A 20,927-nucleotide genomic window follows, 5' to 3' on the forward strand; every position below is an offset into this window, starting at 1 on the left:
AACGAGGTGAACAGAGCATGGCTAAATTCCGGGTAGGACGGGTCGGCGAACAGATCAAGAAGGAAATCAGCACGATCATTCAGACGGAGCTGAAGGATCCTCGGATCGGATTCATTACGGTAACCGGAGTCGACGTTACGAATGACCTGTCCCTGGCCAGAGTCTATTTAAGCATTCTGGGCAGCGACGAGCAGAAAGAAGAGACGCTGAAGGCGATCGGCCGCGCGAACGGATTTCTCCGTTCGGAGCTTGGCCGTCGCGTGAAGCTGCGCCATACGCCCGTGATGGAGTTCAAGTTCGACAGCTCCATCGCGTACGGCAGCAAGATCGAATCGCTGCTGAATCAGATTAACGAAGAGTCGTTGAAGATGTAGGTTAGGGGGAACCAGGCATGTGGGCTGACGTATTGCAGGAAGCCGCCGATTTTATTCGTGAAAGGGACGATTTCCTGGTCGTGTCTCACGTGCAGCCCGACGGGGATGCCATTAGTTCGACTGTCGCCATGGGATGGCTGCTTGCGAAACTCGGCAAAACGTACACCTTGCTTAACGAAGGTCCGGTGCCTTCCAAACTTTGCTATTTGCGGGGCTGCGAGGATATCGTCACGATTCCGGGCGACGAGCCTCCAGTTAGGCAATTCCGCAACGTGATCTGCGTCGATTGCGCCGATTATTCGCGCGTCGGCCTACGCGGGACGCAATGGGTAGCCGAAGGCGCCGACATTCTGAACATCGATCATCATCCGACCAATGACAGCTACGGGGTCGTCAACGTGCTTAAGTTCGATGCGGCAGCGACGGCGGAAATCATCATCGAGCTGATCGACGCCATGTCGTTCCCGATCGATAGGGACGTTGCCACCGCGATCTATACGGGTATCCTGACGGATACCGGAGGCTTCAGGTACTCGAACACAAGCCCCGCCGTCATGGCGATCGCTTCGCGTCTGCTGCAAGCGGGCGTGAACGGGCCGGAGCTGGCCGAGCTCCTTCTCGAGCGCATGACTTTCGGCCAAATGCAAATGATCCAACGCGGGTTATCGCGTCTGGCATTCAGCGACGACAAGAGAATCGGCTGGATATGGGTCACTTCGGAGGATTTAGCCGAGACCGGCGCGACCAACGAAGACCTGGAAGGGCTCGTCAATTACCCGCGCAACATCGAAGGCGTCGAAGTCGGTCTGCTGTTCAAGGAGAACGGACAGTCTTCCGTGAAGGTCAGCCTGCGTTCCTCCGGTTCCGTGAACGTCGCGGCCGTGGCGCAGCATTTCGGCGGCGGCGGACACGTGCGCGCGGCAGGATGCAGGTTAACCGAGCCGCTTCCCGAAGCGGTCTCGAAAGTCGTGGACGTCGTGCAGAAGGCGTTGAACGGGCATGAGTAATAGCGGTCAGCCTGCGTTGGACGGCGTCCTTGCCGTCTGGAAGCCGGCCGGGTTCACTTCGCACGACGTTGTGGCGAAAGCAAGACGGATTCTGCGGGAACGCCGGATCGGACATACCGGCACGCTCGATCCCGCCGTAACCGGCGTGCTCCCGCTTTGCATCGGACGAGCCACTCGATTCGTCGAGTATTTGCAAGAGCTTCCGAAGACGTATGAAGCTACTTTAAGATTCGGCATGGCCACCGATACGGAGGACTTGAGCGGCAACGTGCTCGAGGAGTTAGACGCTTCTTTCCTTACGGAAGATACGATCGTCGATGCCGCGAGCTCCTTTATGGGAGAGATCGATCAAGTTCCTCCGATGGTATCCGCGGTGAAGATGAACGGTAAACGCCTCTACGAGCTTGCCCGCGAAGGCATCGTGGTCGAACGGCCGTCCAGGCGCGTTACGATCTACGGGCTTAACGTGCTTCAGGTATCCGCGGGGGGACCGCAGCCTACCGTGTCATTCTCGGTATCCTGTTCCAAAGGCACTTACATTCGGACGCTATGCGTCGATATTGGCAGAAAGCTTGGCGTACCGGCCGTCATGGCGAAGCTCGTTCGTACGGAAAGCGCTGGACTGAGGCAACCTCAATGCGTAACCCTCGAACAGCTGGCGCAGCTGCAAGAGGAAGGTACGATCAGAGAGAAGCTCATCCCCGCCGATACGCTGGTCGAACTGCCGCGGACGGAAGTGTCCGAACCGGAATCGACTTACGCGTTGCAAGGGAAGTCGATCGATGCCGCCCGCTTGCAGCCGCCGCCGGATCGGGAAGGCCTCTGGAAGCTGTATAGGAGAGACGGCGCGTTTCTCGGGTTGTTCTCGGTCGAGGAGAACTTGCATAAGGTCCGTCCGGTGAAGGTGTTCCACCCCTCTGACGAACAAGGGTCCGGGAACGCCTAGTCCGATGAAGCAGGAGGACATGTGGTGGAACGATACGATTTATATGTAGATCATGTTGCCGAATCGGGCGAGTTGCCCGCCGGCGCGATCCGATCGCAAGGCCTGTCGCTTGCGATCGGTTTTTTCGACGGCGTCCATCTCGGCCACCAAGAGGTCATTCGCCAGGCCGTTGCTTTAGCGAAGCAGCACGGAATCGTGCCTGCGGTCATGACGTTCGATCCGCATCCGAGAGTGGTACTCGGTCAAGGCTCGCAGTATACGACCGTGCTTACTCCGGTGGAGGACAAGCTAGAGCTGTTCGCCGAGCTCGGCGTCGAAGCCGCGTACGTTATTCATTTCGACCGGCCGTTCTCGGAAGTGACGGCGGAGCGCTTCGTGAAATCGCTGATCGTTCCGATCGGCGTACGCACCGCGGTCGTCGGGTTCGATTTCAAGTTCGGCTATCGCGGAGAAGGCAACGCCGAGGCGCTTTCCGAATTCGGAGAAGGCGGCTTGCAAGTGCACGTCGTCTCGCCGGTATATAACGATGGCGTTAAGGTGAGCAGCACTCGCGTTCGCGAGAAGCTGGCCGCCGGCGATTCTCGCGCCGCGATGCTGCTGCTCGGCAGACCCTATGAAATTCAAGGCGTCGTCGTTCATGGGGACGCCCGGGGGCGGTTGCTCGGATTTCCAACGGCGAACGTTAAGCCCGAGCAGCCTTACGTCGTACCGATGAACGGCGTATATGCAATCGAGGTTCGCGTGCTGCCGATAGGCGGTTCGCCGGGGGCCGAAGAGCGTTACCACGGCGTGCTGAACGTCGGGGTTCGGCCAACTTTCGATGCGCCCGGAGGACAGCTTAAGCTCGAAGCTCATTTGTTCGAATTTTCTGGCGATCTGTACGGACGCGAAATCGCGCTTATTTTTCATTCTTTTATCCGGCAGGAACGCAAGTTCGAATCGATCGACCAGCTCGTCGCGCAAATCAAGAACGACGCGGAGCAAGCGAAAGCGCTGCTCTCCACGCTGCCGAGCGCGCTATGAATGTATGAACATAGGCGTTGTAACGGGGATCACTTCTGTGCTATACTAGACAACGTTGCTGAAATCCGGCCAGATTGGCGAGGACGGTAAGCAAACATAACCTTAGCTTGGCTGCGCGCTTCACCAACGCCTGCGAGGCTAACGGCGATTCTATTGAAGGAGGTGTTCCAGGATGGCATTGACTCAAGAACGCAAGAACGCATTGATCGAAGAGCATCGCACGCATGCTTCGGACACGGGATCCCCGGAAGTCCAGATCGCTATCCTTACGGAGAACATCAACAATTTGACGAACCATTTCCGGTCGCACAAGAAAGATCACCACTCGCGCCGCGGTTTGCTCAAGATGGTTGGTCAACGCCGTAAGCTGCTCGTTTATTTGAAAAACAAAGACGTTAGCCGTTATAGCGCGCTTATCGCGAAGCTCGGTCTGCGTCGCTAATCATGTACCGCACGAAAGCAACCTGGATCAGCCGATGGGACGCATCGTCCCGAAAGGCTCCGGGTTGCTTTTTTCCGATATTGGGCCGCTTCAAGTCAAGTTTCGATGCCTAAGCGGCCTTCTAGCAGGAAATAATGGAAAGTGTGTCGAATGTACATAAAGTTGTAGGTTATAGAGGAGGGAATTTTTTTGGAACAACGAGTTGAAATGTTGCTCGGAGGCCGTCCGTTCGCGCTCGAAACAGGACGTCTTGCCAAGCAAGCGAACGGCGCGGTTGTCGTTCGGTATGGTGATACGGTGGTGCTGTCCACCGTAACGGCTTCGTCGGAGCCTAAAGATCTTGATTTTTTCCCGCTTACGGTTAACTATGAAGAGCGGCTGTACGCGGTAGGTAAAATTCCAGGCGGATTCATCAAGCGCGAAGGCCGTCCGAGCGAGAAGGCTATTCTCGCAAGCCGGTTGACGGACCGTCCGATTCGTCCGTTATTCTCGGAAGGGTTCCGGAACGACGTGCAGATCGTTAACTTGGTCATGAGCGTCGATCAGGACTGCTCGCCGGAAATCGCGGCTATGATCGGTACATCCGCGGCGTTGTCGATTTCCAACGTCCCGTTCAACGGACCGGTAGGCGGCGTTATCGTGGGACGGATCGACGGCCAGTTCGTCGTGAATCCGACCGTCGAGCAGGAAGCCAAGAGCGACCTTTACGTCGTCGTCGCGGGTACTCGCGACGCGATCATGATGGTCGAAGCGGAAGCCGACGAAGTATCCGAAACGGATATGCTTGAAGCGATCATGTTCGGTCACGACGAAATCAAGAGAATTTGCGGCACGATCGACGAACTCGTCGCCAAAGCCGGCCAACCGAAGATGGAAGTCAAGCTGCATGCTGCCGACGCTCAAGTAGAAGCCGATGTACAAGCTTATGCGCATGCTCGTCTCGTCGAGGCGGTACGCATCTCGGAGAAGCATGCCCGCCAAGAAGCGATCGACGCGATCAACGCGGAGACGGTCGATCACTTCGCGATCCAATACGCGGAAACGCCGAACAAGCTGAAAGACGTCAAAGAAGTGCTGTACGATATCGTGAAGAACGAAGTCCGCCGGTTGATCACGCACGACAAGGTGCGTCCGGACGGCCGCGCGCTCAACGAAATTCGTCCGATCTCCAGCGATGTCGGCATACTGCCTCGCACGCACGGGTCCGGCCTATTCACTCGCGGTCAGACGCAAGCACTCAGCATCTGTACGCTCGGTCCGCTCGGCGAAGTGCAAATTCTCGACGGCATCGGCCTCGAAGAATCGAAGCGGTTCATGCACCATTACAACTTCCCGCCGTTCTCGGTCGGAGAAGCTCGTCCGCTTCGCCCGCCAGGACGCCGCGAGATCGGTCACGGCGCGCTCGGCGAACGCGCATTGCTGAAAGTCATTCCTTCCGAAGCGGAATTCCCGTACACGATTCGTCTCGTCTCCGAGGTGCTTGAGTCTAACGGTTCGACGTCCCAAGCGAGCATCTGCGCGAGCACGTTGGCGATGATGGACGCGGGCGTACCGATCAAGGCGCCGGTTGCCGGCGTTGCGATGGGTCTGATCAAAGACGGCGAGCATACTTCGATTCTGACGGATATTCAAGGGATGGAAGACCATCTCGGCGATATGGACTTCAAAGTAGCGGGTACGGCAGACGGCATTACGGCGATCCAAATGGATATCAAGATCGACGGCATCGATCGCCAAATCCTGACCGACGCGCTCGCGCAAGCGAAAGAAGGCCGCATGTTCATCCTCGGCAAAATGCTCGAGACGATGAAAGAGCCGCGCCAATCGCTTAGCCCGTATGCTCCGAAGATCATTACGCTCAAGATCAACCCGGACAAAATCCGCGACGTTATCGGTTCCGGCGGGAAAATCATCAACAAAATCATCGAAGAGACCGGCGTTAAAATCGACATCGAGCAGGACGGCACCGTCTATATCGCTTCGACGGACGAAGCCGCGAACAACCGCGCACGGTCGATTATCGAAGGCATCGTGAAAGAAGTCGTCGTCGGCGAAGTCTACACGGGTACGGTCAAACGGATCGAGAAGTTTGGTTGCTTCGTCGAAATTCTTCCGAATAAAGACGGGCTGATCCACATTAGCCAAGTCGCTCACGAGAGAATCGCGAAAGTCGAAGACGTGCTCAACATCGGAGACGTCGTCGAAGTCAAAGTAACGGAAATCGACAACATGGGTCGGATCAACTTGTCCCGCAAAGCGCTGTTAGCGCCGGAGAAGCCTTCCTCGGTCGAAACCAAAGCTTAACAATTGCATATCGAACGGACAAAAGAGACGAGCTTTAACGGTCTCTTTTTGTTTTGTATAGAGGTTTGGTTGCATATTTCGCCCTGTTCCATGGGATGCTCTCACATATTAACCGTCTTCCGCGCATAGGCTTATGCAAGGTAATGGGACAAGATCGGAGTGAGAAGATGCATGAACGCGACGAAAATGCGCACCAAAGCATTCGCGATGGCCATTTGTTTATTGCTGGTGGTGCTATTAGGCACGTACGGGCCTCTTCATGACTATTTGACCGCATTGAAGCAGACGGCGGCTGGCGAGGCGTTCAGTCCGACGACGAGCAACGCCGAGCTGCTGCAATGGATTAAGCAAGAGGCGTCGGCGAGAACGGTTCCGGCCATCAATGCGGTTAACGATCGGGTATGGAAAGCGATTCCGGGGTATAACGGCAAAGAAGTCGATATCGAAGCCACTTACCGTAAAGCGGTCGAGAAAGGCATTCGGCTGCCCGGTGACGCGGAGACTGTCCCATGGATATATCGGGAAGTCAAACCGAAAGTCAATTTATCGGACTTGCCGTTGCTGCCCATCTATCGGGGGAATCCCGCGAAACCGATGGTCGCGCTGATGATCAACGTGGCGTGGGGCGACGAATATATCATGCCGATGCTCGATACGCTCAAAGCCGCGAACGTTCATGCGACGTTCTTCTTGGATGGCATGTGGCTTTCGAAGCATAAAGAGGTCGCCAAGGAAATCATCGCGCGAGGGCACGAAGTATCGAACCATGCCTATTCTCATCCGAACATGAGTCGGCTGGGCCCGGCAAGGCAACGCGAAGAAATCGGTAAAGTAGAGAAGCTGCTAGACGAGCTCGGCGTTGACAACCATTGGTTCGCCCCTCCTTCAGGGGATTACAACGGTCTAACGGTACAAACGGCATCCGAATACGGTCTGCGAACCGTACTCTGGACGCTGGATACGCTGGATTGGATGAAGCCGGCTTCTTGGACGATCGTCTCCAAAGTTAAGGAGCGCGTCGGTCCGGGAACGTTAATCTTAATGCACCCGACGGAAGCGTCGAAAGGCGCGCTGTCAAACATGATCACAACGATTAAAGCCAAAGGGTATTCGCTGGGAACGGTATCCGAGACGCTGTCGACGGATCGGGCGTAGGCGTTGTTGTGGCAGTTGTCGGAATTTGGTATAGTGATATCATTCTCAAAGGGGGAGATCGGGTGAACAAATATCAACTTAAGAATGGACTGCGCGTGATGATCGAATCGATTCCCGGCGTAAGATCGGTATCGTTCGGCATCTGGGTCAAAACCGGTTCCCGCTACGAAACGTTGGACAACAACGGGATTTCCCATTTTATCGAGCACATGCTGTTTAAAGGGACCGATCGTCATAGCGCTAAAGATATCGCCGACCGTTTCGACGGAATCGGCGGAAACGTGAACGCCTTTACGTCCAAAGAGTACACTTGCTATTACGCTAAGGTGCTTGACGAGCATTTGCCGATCGCCGTCGACATTCTCGCGGACATGTTCTTCAACTCGAAGCTGGCGGACGAAGAATTGGCGAAAGAGAAAAACGTTATACTCGAGGAAATCTCGATGTACGAAGATACGCCGGACGACACGGTTCACGATCTAGCTTCTAGAGCCGCTTATGACGGGCATCCGCTCGCGTACTCCATACTCGGCACGGCGGAACGGCTGAATGCGATGGGCTCTTCGGATTTGCGCCGCTACATGGGCGAGCGTTATCGGATCGACAATACGGTCATCAGCCTTGCCGGCAACGTAGGGGAAGAAGTCCTCGCGTTATTGGAAGAGCATTTCGGTCAGTTCGACGTCAGCGGCGCCGAGTCGCCGGTGACCACGCCTTCGTTCCGTTCGGGCGCGTTGTTCCATCGGAAGAAGACGGAGCAGAACCATCTCTGTCTGACTTTCCCGGGCTGCTCGATCCAAGAGCCGAATTTATACGCGATGATTCTGCTCAACAATACGATCGGCGGAGGCATGAGCTCGCGTTTATTCCAAGAAATTCGCGAGAAGCGCGGCTTGGCGTACTCCGTATATTCCTACCATACCTCTTATGCGGATAGCGGATTGTTCACCGTATATGCGGGGACGGCGCCGAAGCAAACCCAAGACGTATACGATCTCACGATGGAGCTGCTGGGCGACGTCGCGGCTAATGGGCTGAGCGAAGCCGAGATTTCCCGCTGCAAAGAGCAGTTGAAAGGCAATCTGATCTTAAGCTTGGAAAGCACGAGCAGCCGGATGAACCGCATAGGCAAAAACGAGCTCATGCTCGGACGGCATCAATCTTTGGACGACATGCTGGCCAGAATCGACCGGGTGTCGCTGGATGACGTCAATGACATGATCGCGAAGATGTTGCAGCAGCCGAGCGCGATCGCTTTAGTCGGCGCCAACGAAAAAGTGTTGTCGGGAATCGGGAGGGAGTTCGTTGTATCCAATTCAACTGAAGAGACTGCCGGGGAATGAAGACGTCCCTTTGCCTCAGCAAATGTCGGAATGGGCGGCGGGATTCGACGTCCACGCGGCGGTAGCCGAGCCGGTCGTCTTGGCTCCGGGCGAGCGCGCATTAATTCCGACGGGTTTCGCCATGGCGATGCCGCGGGAGCTTGAAGCCCAGGTTAGACCTCGCAGCGGGCTAGCCTTCAAGCATGGAATTACATGCTTGAATACGCCGGGCACGATCGACGCGGATTATCGCGGCGAAGTGAAAGTACTGCTCATTAACTTGGGCCAGGAGGCTTTCACGATCAATCGCGGCGAACGGATCGCGCAGATCGTCTTCCAGCTCGTTCCTCAAGTTTCGCTGCAGGAAGTGTCCGAGTTGCCGGACACGCTTCGCGGCGAAGGCGGGTTTGGACATACGGGGAAATAATCGTTAAGCGAGGGAAGCTTGATTCGGCTAATGGCCGGATCAAGCTTTTCTTTATGTGGCGCCCTATGTCTCCTTTTTCTCCCCTTATGGCCATTATCCCGTCAAGTCAGGGATAGGGTGACGGGGAATAGAGCTGCGTTGGCATTTGACCTCGCTTTCGGTTCGGGTAACGCGATCAACAAGAAACCAAATAAGGTGTCTTGTTCAGCAGTTGCGGATAGATCAAGGTTATCGGTCGAGGGACGACACCGGTGTCGGGTTTGCCGATCAACATCTTGTAAGTGCACACCGAGGCTGAGGCACATCGGCTTAGATGAACGCTGAACGGACTGTTATGATTGCGGAGATAACAGTAGTGATCTAAATACGCCTGCAAGTGCTTCGCGCCGATCCCGCAATAGGTGCTGTTGATCCAGAGTGAAGCATGCTTGGCCACTGACAAGAGCTGCCTGTCGCGCATCGGGCTAAACTTCAGAATATTGGATGTGACCATTGATTTTCTCGAATCGACATGATCGTAGATAAAGGCGTCTCTGCCCAGCGGAGTAACCCTGTCTTCCACTAGATGCTCGTTCGGGACTTGTTTGATTTTGAGGTGCGTTAGCGAGCCCTCTAGACTGAGACTAGCTCCGACTAGTAACGGATGCTCCTGAGGATGGCGGTAGATGGTCGGGTTGTAGGGGCGTCCGTATTGCGCGCAGTTGATTTTAACGAGGCCGCTCAGTCGCTTGCCCGAATCGGACTGCGTCATGGCATGGCGGATTTTATGGCTGATGAGCCAGGCGGTCTTATAGGTTGTTCCGATGAGATGCATGAGGTTGATTGCGCTAATAGCCGGGATTTGCGTGTGCAGGTAAACGGCTTGAAACCAGAGAGTCAGGGGAGTACGGCTTTTCTCGAAAATCGTGTTTACGGTAAGGGAAGTTTGGTGGCCGCAGGAGCCACATTCGTATATAGGAAGCCGGCGTCGGCGGATCGTATAACATTGCGAAAAGGAACAGCGAGGGCACCGATAACCGTTCGGCCATTTGGCGGTATACAAAGCCTCGACACAAGACTCTTCCTTATTGAAATGACGTTTAAACTGCTCTAACGACGTATGGAAGGAATCAGCCAGTTCCTCTTGCGAATCGAATACGGGACCTATCGTCATTTTCACACCGCCGAACATATGTTTGCTTAACGAAATTATAACGAACATATGTTCCTTTTGTCAACAAATGGTTGGAAGACTCGCCCCCCCCCCCTGACCTGACGGGATAATAACCATAAGGCGGAAAAAGGGAGGGGTGTCGTTCCCGAACTGTCCCTTCACCCCTGACTAGGCGAATGCATACGATGTGCTATGCAAGCAAACGAAGGGAGGGGACACGATGCTCACGGGGGCACAGATCGTTCTCGCCGGGGGAGACGCCAGGCAGCTGGAGGTTATTCGCCGTTTGACGGAGCTCGACGCGAGCGTTACGCTATGCGGCTTCGACCGGCTGGATACGCCTTTCAGCGGAGTCGTCAAAGCCGACTGGACGCCGGACATTCTGCACGCTGCGGATGCATTGGTGCTTCCTGCGGTCGGTACCGATGACGACGGGACGATCTCTACGATATTTACCGACCAAGAGCTTAAGTTGACGGAAGCCCATCTATCGGCGGCTCCCAAAACGTGCAAAGTGATCACCGGAATGGCTAAGCCTTATTTGAGAAAACTGTGCGAAAAGCATCAAATCGCGCTCGTCGAGCTGTTCGAGCGTGACGATGTGGCCATCTATAACTCGATTCCGACCGCCGAAGGCGCCCTCATGATGGCGATACAGAATACGGATATTACGATTCACGACTCGAATTGCATGGTGCTCGGTCTCGGGCGAACCGGCTTTACGATGGCTCGGACGCTGAAGGCGATCGGCGCCAACGTGAAGGTCGGAGTGCGCCGCGACGAATCGTTCGCGCGGGCTTTCGAGGTCGGATTTGAGCCTTTTTATATGCCTGAAATCGCGCGTCAGGCGGGGAATATCGACTTGATTTTTAATACAATTCCGACTATGATAGTCACAGCACAAGTGATCGCACAGCTTCCCCTGCGCGCATGCATTATCGACTTGGCGTCGAAGCCTGGCGGAACCGATTTTCGGTTCGCCGAGAAGAGAGGAATCAAGGCGTTTCTGGCGCCCGGATTGCCTGGAATCGTGGCTCCGAAGACAGCCGGTCGAATCATCGCGAACAGTCTGACCCAGATCATTCTGGAGGACTTCCGACTACGGGGGAATCAATCATGAATTGGCACGGGATAACGGTAGGTTACGCTTTGTCCGGATCGCATTGCACGCTTTCGGAGATCATGCCGCAAATCCAGCGTTTCGTCGACGCCGGCGCGAACGTCGTGCCGATCGTTTCTACTACGATCATGACTACGGATACTAGATTCGGCGCTTCGGCCGATTGGCAGAAGACGCTTGGAGATATTACAGGCAACGAAATTATTTCGACGATCGTGGACGCGGAACCGCTCGGTCCTTCGAAGAGGCTTGACGTACTCGCGATTGCTCCGTGCACGGGCAACACGACAAGCAAGCTGGCGAATGCGATGACGGACGGACCGGTCCTGATGGCCGCCAAGTCGCAATTGCGCAATCAAAGGCCGCTCGTCCTCGCCATCTCGACGAACGACGGTCTTGGTTTGAACGCGGCCAATATCGCGAAGCTGCTCGTGACGAAGAACGTCTATTTCGTTCCGTTCGGTCAAGATAACCCGCAGGCGAAGCCGAATTCCCTTGTCGCGCGCATGGATCTCGTCATGGAAACCTGCGAGGCGGCGTTGCAAGGCAAACAACTGCAACCTTTGCTCATTGAGCGATTCCAATACGCTTGAGATCTATTCGTTGCACCCAAAGGGGAGAACCAACCATGTCTTCACGAACGTTGTTTAACGTCGCCGTCGTAGGAGCGACCGGCGCCGTTGGAGAACAAATCATCCGATTGCTCGAAGAACGCAACTTCCCGTTGGCCAGCCTGAAGCTTCTCTCTTCGGCCCGCTCCGCCGGCACGAAACTCAAGTTCAAGGGACAAGAGATCGCGGTGGAAGAGGCGAAGCCGGAAAGCTTCAAGGGCGTAGATATTGCATTGTTCAGCGCAGGCGGAGACGTAAGCAAAGCCCTTATTCCGCACGCGGTCGAACACGGTGCCGTGTGCATCGACAATACGAACGCTTACCGCATGGATCCGGATACGCCGCTCATCGTGCCGGAAGTCAACATCGATAAGCTCAGCGGGCATAAAGGGATCATCGCGAACCCGAACTGCTCGACGATTCAGATGGTCGCCGCGCTTAAACCGCTTTACGACCGATACGGCATAAGCCGGATTATCGTGTCGACCTATCAAGCGGTGTCCGGCGCGGGCGCCAAAGCGATTAGCGAGATGCTCCGCCAATCGGGCGAAGTTCTGGCCGGCAACGATCCGAAACCGGACATTCTGCCGACCGCTTCGCTTCCGGTGAAGCACCAGATCGCGTTCAACGTCATTCCGCAAATCGACAAGTTTACGGACAACGGCTTTACGCTCGAAGAGATGAAGATGATTCGCGAGACGAAGAAGATCTTGGGCGACGATACGCTTGAAGTCACGGCGACTTGCGTGCGCGTTCCGGTCGTCTACGGCCACTCCGAATCGGTCTACGTCGAGCTGAAGTCCGATTTCGAGATCGAAGACGTGAACAGCCTATTGTCGGACTCTCCAGGCATCGTGCTGCATGACGACCCGGCGGCTCAGCAATATCCAATGCCGGCGTTCGCGGCAGGCAAGAACGAGACGTTCGTCGGCCGCGTTCGCCGCGACATCTCCAACCCGCGCGCTTTGAACCTGTGGATCGTGTCCGACAATTTGCTTAAAGGCGCGGCTTGGAACGCGGTTCAAATCGCGGAGTTTATCGCAATCCCTCAATAATGAAAAGACTCAGCAATGTTCTCGCTCTTTTTCCACCAACGGTCTAAGCCTGAAGTGGAGGAAGCAAGATGGACCTGATCGTGCAAAAATTCGGCGGGACGTCGCTGCAAGGCGAACAGAGCCGGCGCCACGTCCTCCGTCACATTGTCCGGGAACGAGCCGCCGGTCGCTCGCTCGTCGTCGTCGTATCGGCGATGGGCAGACGAGGGGAGCCGTACGCTACGGATTCGTTGCTAGAGCTCGTCCGTCAGAACGGCAACGCTTTGCCCGCGAGAGAGAAAGATTTATTGCTTTCCTGCGGAGAGTTGATCTCCGCCGCAACGCTATGCAGCCTATTGACCGCGGAAGGGATTCCATCCGTCGCCCTGTCGGGAGGACAGGCAGGGATCGTTACGGATGCGAGATTCGGGGCCGCGAGAATTGTGCGCATCCAGACGGAAGCGATCCGTCAGCACCTGAAGGAAGGCCGTGTCGCGATCGTCGCCGGGTTCCAAGGCTCGACGGACCGCGGAGAGATCACGACGCTTGGGCGCGGCGGGAGCGACACGTCGGCAACGGCTTTAGGAGCCGCTCTCGGAGCGTCTATCGTCGATATCTATACGGACGTGGACGGCATTCTGACCGCTGATCCGAGGTGGGTGCCAAGCGCTCGCCAGCTGCCGGTCGTGAGTTACGAAGAGATCAGCAACATGGCGAACAACGGCGCTAAAGTCATCCACCCCAGGGCCGTCGAGATCGCGATGAAAGCAGGCGTACCCGTTCGCGTTCGTTCGACGTTCTCGGACGGAGAAGGGACGCTCGTCACCAGGTCGGAGACGATTCGGGAGAAGGGCGTGTGGACGGACCGTACGGTCACGGGCCTGGCGCACGTGAGCGGCGTTACCCAACTGGCAGTCCATAACGATAACGGACCTTCGGAGCTGCAGCTTCGCGTATTCAGGGCGATGGCTACGCACGGGATCAGCGTGGATTTCATTAACGTCATGCCGACGGGCGTTCATTACACGGTATCGGGCGCCGACACGGACGATGCGGTAAGGCTGCTGCGCGAGCTTGATTTCGAGCCGACCGTACGCAGAGGCTGCGCCAAAGTGTCGCTGATCGGAGGCGGCATGAACGGAGAGCCCGGCGTCATGGCCGGCATCGTGGAGGCCTTAACGACGGCGGGCGTCAACATTCTGCAATCCGCGGACTCGAATACGACGATTTGGGTGCTGATCGCCGAATCCGATTTGGCGGCGGCGCTTCAAACTTTGCATTCCGCGTTCGGACTTCATCTGGCATAATAGGGGTAGAATTAAGGGGGATATCGCAATGAATTTCGGACGTTTAGTCACAGCTATGGTTACGCCATTCGATGAGAATCTGAATATCGACTGGGAGACGACAGGGCGGATCATCGATTATCTGATCGAAGAGCAAGCCGCCGAGAGCCTGGTCGTCAGCGGGACGACCGGAGAATCTCCGACGCTGTCCGACGAAGAGAAGGTCGAGCTGTTCCGCTTCGCGGTCGCAAGAGCGGCGGGACGCGCTAAGATCATCGCCGGAACGGGGAGCAACGAAACGGCGCATTCCATTCAATTGACGAAGAAGGCGGAAGAAGCCGGCGTCGACGGGATCCTGCTCGTCGCTCCGTATTACAATAAGCCAAGCCAGGAAGGCATTTACCAGCATTTTCGCGTCATCGCCGAAGCGACCAAGCTTCCGGTCATGATCTATAACGTGCCGTCCCGCACGGTTACCTCGATCTCGGTCTCGACGACGCTGCGGCTCGCGCAAATTCCGAACATCGTGGCGACCAAAGAGTGCGCCGGCTTGGAGCAAGTGACGGAAATCGTCAGCGGGGCACCTGAAGGCTTCGTCGTATACAGCGGAGACGACGCGCTGACGCTGCCGGTATTATCGGTCGGCGGTTATGGCATCGTCAGCGTCGCCAGTCACGTAATCGGCGCGCAGATGAAGAAGCTGATCGATGCTTATTTGGCAGGAAACGTACAAGAAGCGATCGCGCTCAACCAGCAATGCTATCCGTATTTCAAAGGCTTGTTCCATTGCCCGCACCCGGTTCCGAATCCGGTTGCGGTCAAGCATGCGCTCGGCCTGCGCGGTTTGCCCGTGGGCGGCGTTCGTCTGCCGCTCGTGGACGCGAACGACGCGGAGAAAGATTTCCTGCTAGCGTTAATGAAAGCATAACCATCGGATTTCTGTCGGTCGCCGCTAAGTTCACTTACCCGCGAAACCGGTATCCGCTGGATATCGGTTTTTTTGCTGCGTCGAACCTGGTTCGGCTAACTTGTTTTTGTTCTTTTGCTTCATGTATAATGATTGAGAGTGATTGGGTGCGGCCAATATTTAGCAACTTGAAAATTTCATATCGAACGGGATCGTCGAGATGATTCGGGAGGTACTACACTTGTCTAAGAAAAACAACCAAGATAAATTGCTCATTTTCGCGCTCGGCGGCGTAGGTGAGATCGGCAAAAACATGTATTGCATTCAATACGCGAACGATATTATCGTCGTTGATGCCGGATTGAAGTTTCCAGAAGAAGAGATGCTCGGCATCGACGTCGTTATTCCGGACATTACTTATCTAATGGAAAACCGAGATAAAGTACGGGGTATTCTGCTTACGCACGGCCATGAAGACCACATCGGCGGACTTCCGTACATCATGAAGCAACTGAACGTGCCGATCTACGGCACGAAACTGACGCTCGGTCTCGTCGAGAACAAGCTGAAAGAAGCGGGATTGCTCGGCGACACGAAGCGAATTCTCATTAACGAAGCAACGGAACTGCAGCTCGGTTCGATCAAAGCGAGCTTCTTCCGCACGAATCACAGTATTCCGGATTCCGTCGGCGTATGCCTGGATACACCGGAAGGTATCGTCGTTCATACGGGCGACTTCAAGTTCGACCATACGCCGGTGAACGAGCAATATGCGGACTTGCAGCGAATGGCCGGTATCGGCAGCAGAGGCGTATTGGCGCTGTTATCGGACAGCACGAACGCCGAACGCGCGGGATTCACGCCGTCTGAGAGCAACATCGGCAAAGAATTCGAAGAGATTTTCCGCAGCTCCAAACAACGCGTCGTCGTTGCGACATTCGCATCGAACGTGCATCGGATTCAACAGGTCATTAACGCCGCGGTCGAAACTCGCCGCAAAATGACCGTCATCGGACGCAGCATGGTTAACGTCGTTACGATCGCGTCCGAACTCGGCTACCTTAACATTCCGGAAGGCATGCTCATCGAGCCGGAAGAAGTGAACAAGCTTCCCGCGGACCGCGTCGTTATCCTATCGACGGGCTCCCAGGGCGAACCGATGTCTGCGCTTACGCGCATGGCGAGATCGACACACCGCAAAGTCGACATTCTGCCAGGCGACACCGTCGTTATCGCCGCTACCCCGATCCCGGGTAACGAGCGTTATGTCGGTCGTACGGTAGACGAATTGATGCGACTCGGCGCGCATGTCATCTATGGACCAGGATCGATTTCCGGCGTACACGTATCCGGACACGGCAGCCAAGAAGAATTGAAGCTCATGCTGAACCTCATTCGGCCGCAATATTTCATCCCGATCCACGGCGAATATCGGATGCTCCGCCATCATGGCTTGCTAGGCGAAGCGGTAGGTATTCCGAAGGAAAATATTTTCCTTATCGATAACGGAGACACGGTCGAGTTCCAGAACGGCACGGCGCGCAAAGCCGGCAAAATTCCGTCCGGCAACGTATTGATCGACGGACTTGGCGTCGGTGACGTAGGCAACATTGTACTGCGCGACCGCAAATTGCTGTCCCAGGACGGCATCCTCGTCGTCGTCGTTACGCTGAGCAAGCAAGACGGCGCGATCATGTCCGGACCGGACATTATCTCGCGCGGCTTCGTCTACGTGAGAGAGTCCGAAGGGCTTCTCGAAGAAGCGAACCGTATCGTAACGGGCACGCTGCAGAAACTGATGAACGATAACGTGAACGAATGGGCGTCGCTGAAGACGAACGTCAAAGACGCGCTCGGCCGGTTCCTGTACGAGCAAACGAGACGCAGACCGATGATCTTGCCGATCATCATGGAAGTATAAGAGAAATAGAACCCACACTCATTCAGAACCGTTCCCTCTTACGCGCGAAGCGGAGGGGAGCGGTTTTTGCTTTGCATGAAGCCGTATATTTGTTCCCTCGGCGACCATACTATGTCAAGCCAATAGGATGCAGCGATGGAGGGATCAAGTTGAGCGATAATGAGATGAACGCGGCAAACGGAGAGGAACCGAACGCGAATCCGGCTGAAGACGGCCGCAAGGCGTCCGCGACGACGGAATCGATCGTACAGCTTGGGCAGACGCCGTTGCCGCCGGGAGAGTCGAACATATTCTGCCTCACGATTATCGGACAGGTAGAAGGACATCTTATGCTGCCGCCGCAAAATAAAACGACGAAATACGAACATGTTATTCCTCAGCTTGTCGCGGCCGAGCAGAATCCGAAAATCGAAGGCTTGCTGATCGTGCTTAACACGGTCGGAGGCGACGTCGAAGCGGGACTGGCCATCGCGGAGATGATCGCGTCGCTCAGCAAGCCGACAGTTACCGTCGTCCTCGGCGGAGGCCATTCGATCGGCGTGCCGATCGCCGTTTCGTCGGATTATACGTTCATCGCCGATACCGCCACGATGACGATCCACCCGATCCGGATGACGGGGCTGGTCATCGGCGTTCCGCAAACGTTCGAATATTTGGAGAAAATGCAGGAGCGCGTCACGCGTTTCGTCGTTCGCCATTCCGGCATTTCGGAAGAAACGTTCAAGGAGCTGATGTTCAAAACAGGCGAGCTGACGCGGGATATCGGCACGACCGTCATCGGCGCCGATGCGGTTAAGCATGGGTTAATCAACGCCGTCGGCGGACTTGGCGACGGCTTGCGCGAGTTGAATCGGCGAATCTCGGAACGCAAGAAAGCCAGAGCGGAAGGAGCGGCCGCCCTATGACGCTCTATACAACGATGCCACTGGAACTCGTTCTCGACGGCATGCAAGCCGAACCGGGACCGTTCGTCGAGATTACGCACGGGGAAGTGACCATGCAGGTCCGCCCGACCGCGCCGGGCGTCGGCACGATCGTGCGGCTGCTGTCCGCGCCGCTCGACCAATACTTAAATCCCGAATACATGCCGGGACGATCGATCCATTACGCGGCGAAGGCAAACGATGAAAGCGATACCGTCCAAGCGGGACTAGGGATCTAAGTCGGCGGGAACTTCTGCCAACCTCGCGTCAACTGTGGTATAATGTTGAACCGGGAGGTGGCAGCTTTGGCTAAACGCAAAAAGAAACGCGCTCCGTTCGGAGCAAGCTTAAAGTACGAAGTGTACGGCATTCTATTGATTACGTTATCGGTCATCGCCATCTCCGGAGAAGCCGCCGTCGGAAGATCTCTTTCCAAGCTGTTCGGCTTCCTCCTTGGCATTCATTACTATATGCTCGCGCTAGCGGGTGTTTGGGTCGGACTGTACGTCATGATTAAACGCAGCTGGCCGCGCGGCTGGACGTCGCGCAGGTCCGGCTTTATTATCGTCGTGCTCGGTTTTACGCTATGGAGCGCGATGGCCGCGATCGACAATAGCCTCGGTCCGGTCGATGCGGTTACGCCTTCGAATATCGTCAGCCAGACGACGGATCAATTGAAGGAGCAGCTATGGGCCGTTCCGCCGGAAGAAGACGTATCGATCACGAAGAAGGACATCGGCGGAGGAATGGCCGGCGCGCTGCAGTACTCGGTGCTCTATTGGCTGTTCGGCTATTACGGCGCGAAATTCGTGCTGATTATCGAATTCGCGATCGCTCTGTTGCTCATCACGAATCGCTCTTACGTCGAGATGGGCAGAGCGATCCGTTTGTTCCTGATGCGCGTCATGCCGCTGTTGGCCGCGCGTCTGTCCTCCGGCAGCAAGCTGCTGCGCGCGAAAGCGGTGCCCGTCAAAGGCGCGGGCAAACCTGCGGCAATTCCGGCAATACCGCTCGAACCGGACGACGACGCGATGGACGAGCAGCCGCTCATGCCGCGGCAGCGCAAGACGCCGCTGTTCTTCCAGCTGTTCCATGGCAAACCGGAACGGGAGTCCGGAAGCATGCCGGAGGATCAGTGGGACGAAGACGAACCGGTCAACCTCAATATCAGGCCCTCGAAGAAAACCGATGCGGCGCCTGACGTTAAAAACATGCCTTCGGATGTACATACGATGCACGGGGATGACGATCGCGAGCCGGACGGCGAATTGCCGCAATCGTCTGTCACGCCGCCGCAAGAGCAGCCGCAGCCGAGATTTACGGATTTCGCGCAGCAGGTTTATCCAACCCCGACTTGGGAAGCCGAAGCCGATCGCGAGGAAGAGCCGGAGATGCCGGCTCATCTCGTGCAGTCTGAGCTGGAGCTTGGAATGGATGATGACGGGCATGCCGAGGTCGCGGATCAGCCTCAGGCAGACGATGTCGCGGACATTGCGGCAACGCCCGAGCCGCCGAAACCGGCGCGCAAACCGCCGAAGCCGTATCGTCTGCCGGGACTGAACTTGCTCGACAAGCCGACGGCAACCGGCAAGTCCGGCAACGCCGCCGATTATATGAGCACCGCGCGCAAGCTCGAAGCGACGCTCGAGAGCTTCGGCGTTCGCGCCAAAGTGCTCGACGTGGCGAGAGGTCCCGCCGTTACGCGGTACGAGCTGCAGCCCGACGTCGGGGTCAAAGTCAGCCGCATCGTCAACTTGACCGACGATATCGCGCTTGCACTTGCCGCCAAGGATATTCGGATGGAAGCGCCGATACCCGGCAAATCGGCGATCGGCATCGAAGTTCCGAACAACGAGGTCAGCGTCGTTACGCTTCGCGAAGTGCTGGAGACTCAGCCGTTCCAAGAATCGCAGGCGAAGCTTACGATCGCGTTCGGGCGGGACATCTCCGGGCAGCCGATCGTCGGCAACTTGGCGAAGATGCCGCATTTGCTCGTTGCTGGCGCGACCGGCTCCGGCAAATCCGTCTGCATCAACGGCATCATTACGAGCTTGCTCTATAAGGCGAAGCCGGACGAAGTGAAGTTTCTGATGATCGACCCGAAGATGGTCGAGCTCAACGTATACAACGGCATTCCGCATTTGCTGGCGCCGGTCGTCACGGACCCTCGCCGCGCTTCTCTCGCGTTGAAGAAAATCGTCGTGGAGATGGAGAAGCGGTACGAGAAGTTCTCCAAGTCCGGCACGCGTAACATCGAGGGCTATAACGCGCTTATGTTGAGCGGAGACAATCCGGACGGCGTTCTACCGTATATTGTTGTCATCGTGGACGAGCTCGCCGACTTGATGATGGTTGCCGCAGGCGACGTCGAAGACGCGATTACACGCTTGGCACAGATGGCCCGCGCCGCGGGCATCCATCTGATTATCGCCACGCAGCGGCCGTCGGTCGACGTCATCACCGGCGTCATTAAGGCGAACATTCCGAGCCGGATCGCGTTCGGCGTATCGTCGCAGGTCGATTCGCGCACGATTCTCGACATGGTAGGCGCGGAAAAGCTGCTCGGCCGGGGGGATATGCTGTTCCTGCCGATGGGCGCATCCAAGCCGATTCGGGTGCAGGGCGCGTTCTTATCGGATAACGAGGTCGAGCAAGTCGTCGGATACGCCCGCGGACAAGCCGAAGCCGAGTACAGCGAAGATCTGGTACCTGAAGTCGACGACACCGAATCGGACACGCCCGACGAAATGCTCGACGAGCTGTTCGATCAAGCGGTGCAGATCATTATCGAAGCGAAGCAGGCGTCCGTCTCGCTGCTGCAACGCCGAATGAGAGTCGGATATACCCGTGCGGCGAGGCTGATCGACACGATGGAAGCCAAAGGCATCGTCGGCCCTTACGAAGGCAGCAAGCCGCGCGAGGTGCTCATGACGATGGAGCAGTATCAGCAGCGCATTTCTTCGTAATTTCCA

General features: G+C 56.3%; 19 protein-coding genes. 18 read left to right on the forward strand and 1 reads right to left on the reverse strand.

Annotation, left to right across the window (positions count from 1 at the left end):
* Positions 1 to 17 precede the first annotated feature (17 nt).
* The 9 genes from rbfA to dut all read left to right on the forward strand — a co-directional run bounded on the left by rbfA (position 18) and on the right by dut (position 9,000).
* On the forward strand, positions 18 to 374 hold the full coding sequence (rbfA, locus tag COHPA_RS0101110; protein WP_027084348.1) for a 30S ribosome-binding factor RbfA: 357 nt from the start codon (positions 18 to 20) through the stop codon (positions 372 to 374).
* Positions 375 to 391: 17 nt separating this feature from the next.
* Positions 392 to 1,381, forward strand: a complete 990-nt coding sequence (locus COHPA_RS0101115; RefSeq protein ID WP_027084349.1) for a DHH family phosphoesterase — start codon at positions 392 to 394, stop codon at positions 1,379 to 1,381.
* Complete coding sequence (gene truB / locus COHPA_RS0101120) at positions 1,374 to 2,327, forward strand: tRNA pseudouridine(55) synthase TruB (protein ID WP_027084350.1); 954 nt, start codon at positions 1,374 to 1,376, stop codon at positions 2,325 to 2,327. Before COHPA_RS0101115 ends, truB begins: the two co-directional genes overlap by 8 nt.
* 24 nt (positions 2,328 to 2,351) lie before the next feature.
* Positions 2,352 to 3,350 carry a bifunctional riboflavin kinase/FAD synthetase gene (locus tag COHPA_RS0101125; RefSeq protein WP_027084351.1) on the forward strand — a complete coding sequence of 333 codons (999 nt, stop codon included), beginning with the start codon at positions 2,352 to 2,354 and terminating at the stop codon, positions 3,348 to 3,350.
* 172 nt (positions 3,351 to 3,522) lie between these two features.
* Positions 3,523 to 3,792 carry a 30S ribosomal protein S15 gene (gene rpsO, locus COHPA_RS0101130; protein WP_027084352.1) on the forward strand — a complete coding sequence of 90 codons (270 nt, stop codon included), beginning with the start codon at positions 3,523 to 3,525 and terminating at the stop codon, positions 3,790 to 3,792.
* Positions 3,793 to 3,981: 189 nt separating this feature from the next.
* Positions 3,982 to 6,096 carry a polyribonucleotide nucleotidyltransferase gene (gene pnp, locus COHPA_RS0101135; protein WP_084760227.1) on the forward strand — a complete coding sequence of 705 codons (2,115 nt, stop codon included), beginning with the start codon at positions 3,982 to 3,984 and terminating at the stop codon, positions 6,094 to 6,096.
* Positions 6,097 to 6,267: 171 nt separating this feature from the next.
* Positions 6,268 to 7,251 (forward strand): polysaccharide deacetylase family protein, encoded by a 984-nt coding sequence (locus COHPA_RS0101140; RefSeq protein WP_027084354.1) that lies wholly within the window; start codon positions 6,268 to 6,270, stop codon positions 7,249 to 7,251.
* A gap of 62 nt (positions 7,252 to 7,313) precedes the next feature.
* Positions 7,314 to 8,594, forward strand: coding sequence for a M16 family metallopeptidase (locus COHPA_RS0101145; protein WP_027084355.1), 1,281 nt, complete (start codon positions 7,314 to 7,316; stop codon positions 8,592 to 8,594).
* Positions 8,557 to 9,000: a dUTP diphosphatase gene (dut, locus tag COHPA_RS0101150; protein WP_027084356.1), complete on the forward strand. Its 444-nt coding sequence runs from the start codon at positions 8,557 to 8,559 to the stop codon at positions 8,998 to 9,000. The genes COHPA_RS0101145 and dut overlap by 38 nt, the downstream gene beginning before the upstream one ends.
* A gap of 175 nt (positions 9,001 to 9,175) precedes the next feature.
* Here the strand turns inward: dut and COHPA_RS22775 are convergent, their stop codons facing one another.
* Entirely contained in the window at positions 9,176 to 10,153 is a 978-nt protein-coding gene (locus COHPA_RS22775) for a transposase (RefSeq protein WP_169733234.1), read from the reverse strand.
* 220 nt (positions 10,154 to 10,373) lie between these two features.
* Here COHPA_RS22775 and dpsA point away from each other — a divergent pair, with 220 nt between their 5' ends.
* From dpsA to COHPA_RS0101200, 9 genes are all read left to right on the forward strand, one after another.
* A complete protein-coding gene (gene dpsA / locus COHPA_RS0101160) occupies positions 10,374 to 11,273 on the forward strand; it encodes a dipicolinate synthase subunit DpsA (protein ID WP_027084358.1) in 900 nt (299 codons plus the stop codon).
* Positions 11,270 to 11,866 carry a dipicolinate synthase subunit B gene (locus COHPA_RS0101165; protein ID WP_027084359.1) on the forward strand — a complete coding sequence of 199 codons (597 nt, stop codon included), beginning with the start codon at positions 11,270 to 11,272 and terminating at the stop codon, positions 11,864 to 11,866. Before dpsA ends, COHPA_RS0101165 begins: the two co-directional genes overlap by 4 nt.
* 35 nt (positions 11,867 to 11,901) lie before the next feature.
* Entirely contained in the window at positions 11,902 to 12,939 is a 1,038-nt protein-coding gene (locus COHPA_RS0101170; protein WP_027084360.1) for an aspartate-semialdehyde dehydrogenase, read from the forward strand.
* Between the two features lie 68 nt (positions 12,940 to 13,007).
* Positions 13,008 to 14,225 carry an aspartate kinase gene (dapG, locus tag COHPA_RS0101175; RefSeq protein WP_027084361.1) on the forward strand — a complete coding sequence of 406 codons (1,218 nt, stop codon included), beginning with the start codon at positions 13,008 to 13,010 and terminating at the stop codon, positions 14,223 to 14,225.
* A gap of 28 nt (positions 14,226 to 14,253) precedes the next feature.
* Positions 14,254 to 15,132, forward strand: a complete 879-nt coding sequence (gene dapA, locus COHPA_RS0101180) for a 4-hydroxy-tetrahydrodipicolinate synthase (protein WP_027084362.1) — start codon at positions 14,254 to 14,256, stop codon at positions 15,130 to 15,132.
* Positions 15,133 to 15,352: 220 nt separating this feature from the next.
* On the forward strand, positions 15,353 to 17,032 hold the full coding sequence (locus COHPA_RS0101185; protein WP_027084363.1) for a ribonuclease J: 1,680 nt from the start codon (positions 15,353 to 15,355) through the stop codon (positions 17,030 to 17,032).
* Positions 17,033 to 17,196: 164 nt separating this feature from the next.
* Complete coding sequence (locus COHPA_RS0101190) at positions 17,197 to 17,937, forward strand: ClpP family protease (RefSeq protein ID WP_035119833.1); 741 nt, start codon at positions 17,197 to 17,199, stop codon at positions 17,935 to 17,937.
* Positions 17,934 to 18,194 (forward strand): YlzJ-like family protein, encoded by a 261-nt coding sequence (locus tag COHPA_RS0101195; RefSeq protein WP_027084365.1) that lies wholly within the window; start codon positions 17,934 to 17,936, stop codon positions 18,192 to 18,194. The genes COHPA_RS0101190 and COHPA_RS0101195 overlap by 4 nt, the downstream gene beginning before the upstream one ends.
* A 42-nt stretch (positions 18,195 to 18,236) precedes the next feature.
* Entirely contained in the window at positions 18,237 to 20,921 is a 2,685-nt protein-coding gene (locus COHPA_RS0101200) for a DNA translocase FtsK (protein WP_035119316.1), read from the forward strand.
* The last annotated feature ends 6 nt before the right edge of the window (positions 20,922 to 20,927 follow it).

Source organism: Cohnella panacarvi Gsoil 349 (assembly GCF_000515335.1).
GTDB lineage: Bacteria > Bacillota > Bacilli > Paenibacillales > Paenibacillaceae > Cohnella > Cohnella panacarvi.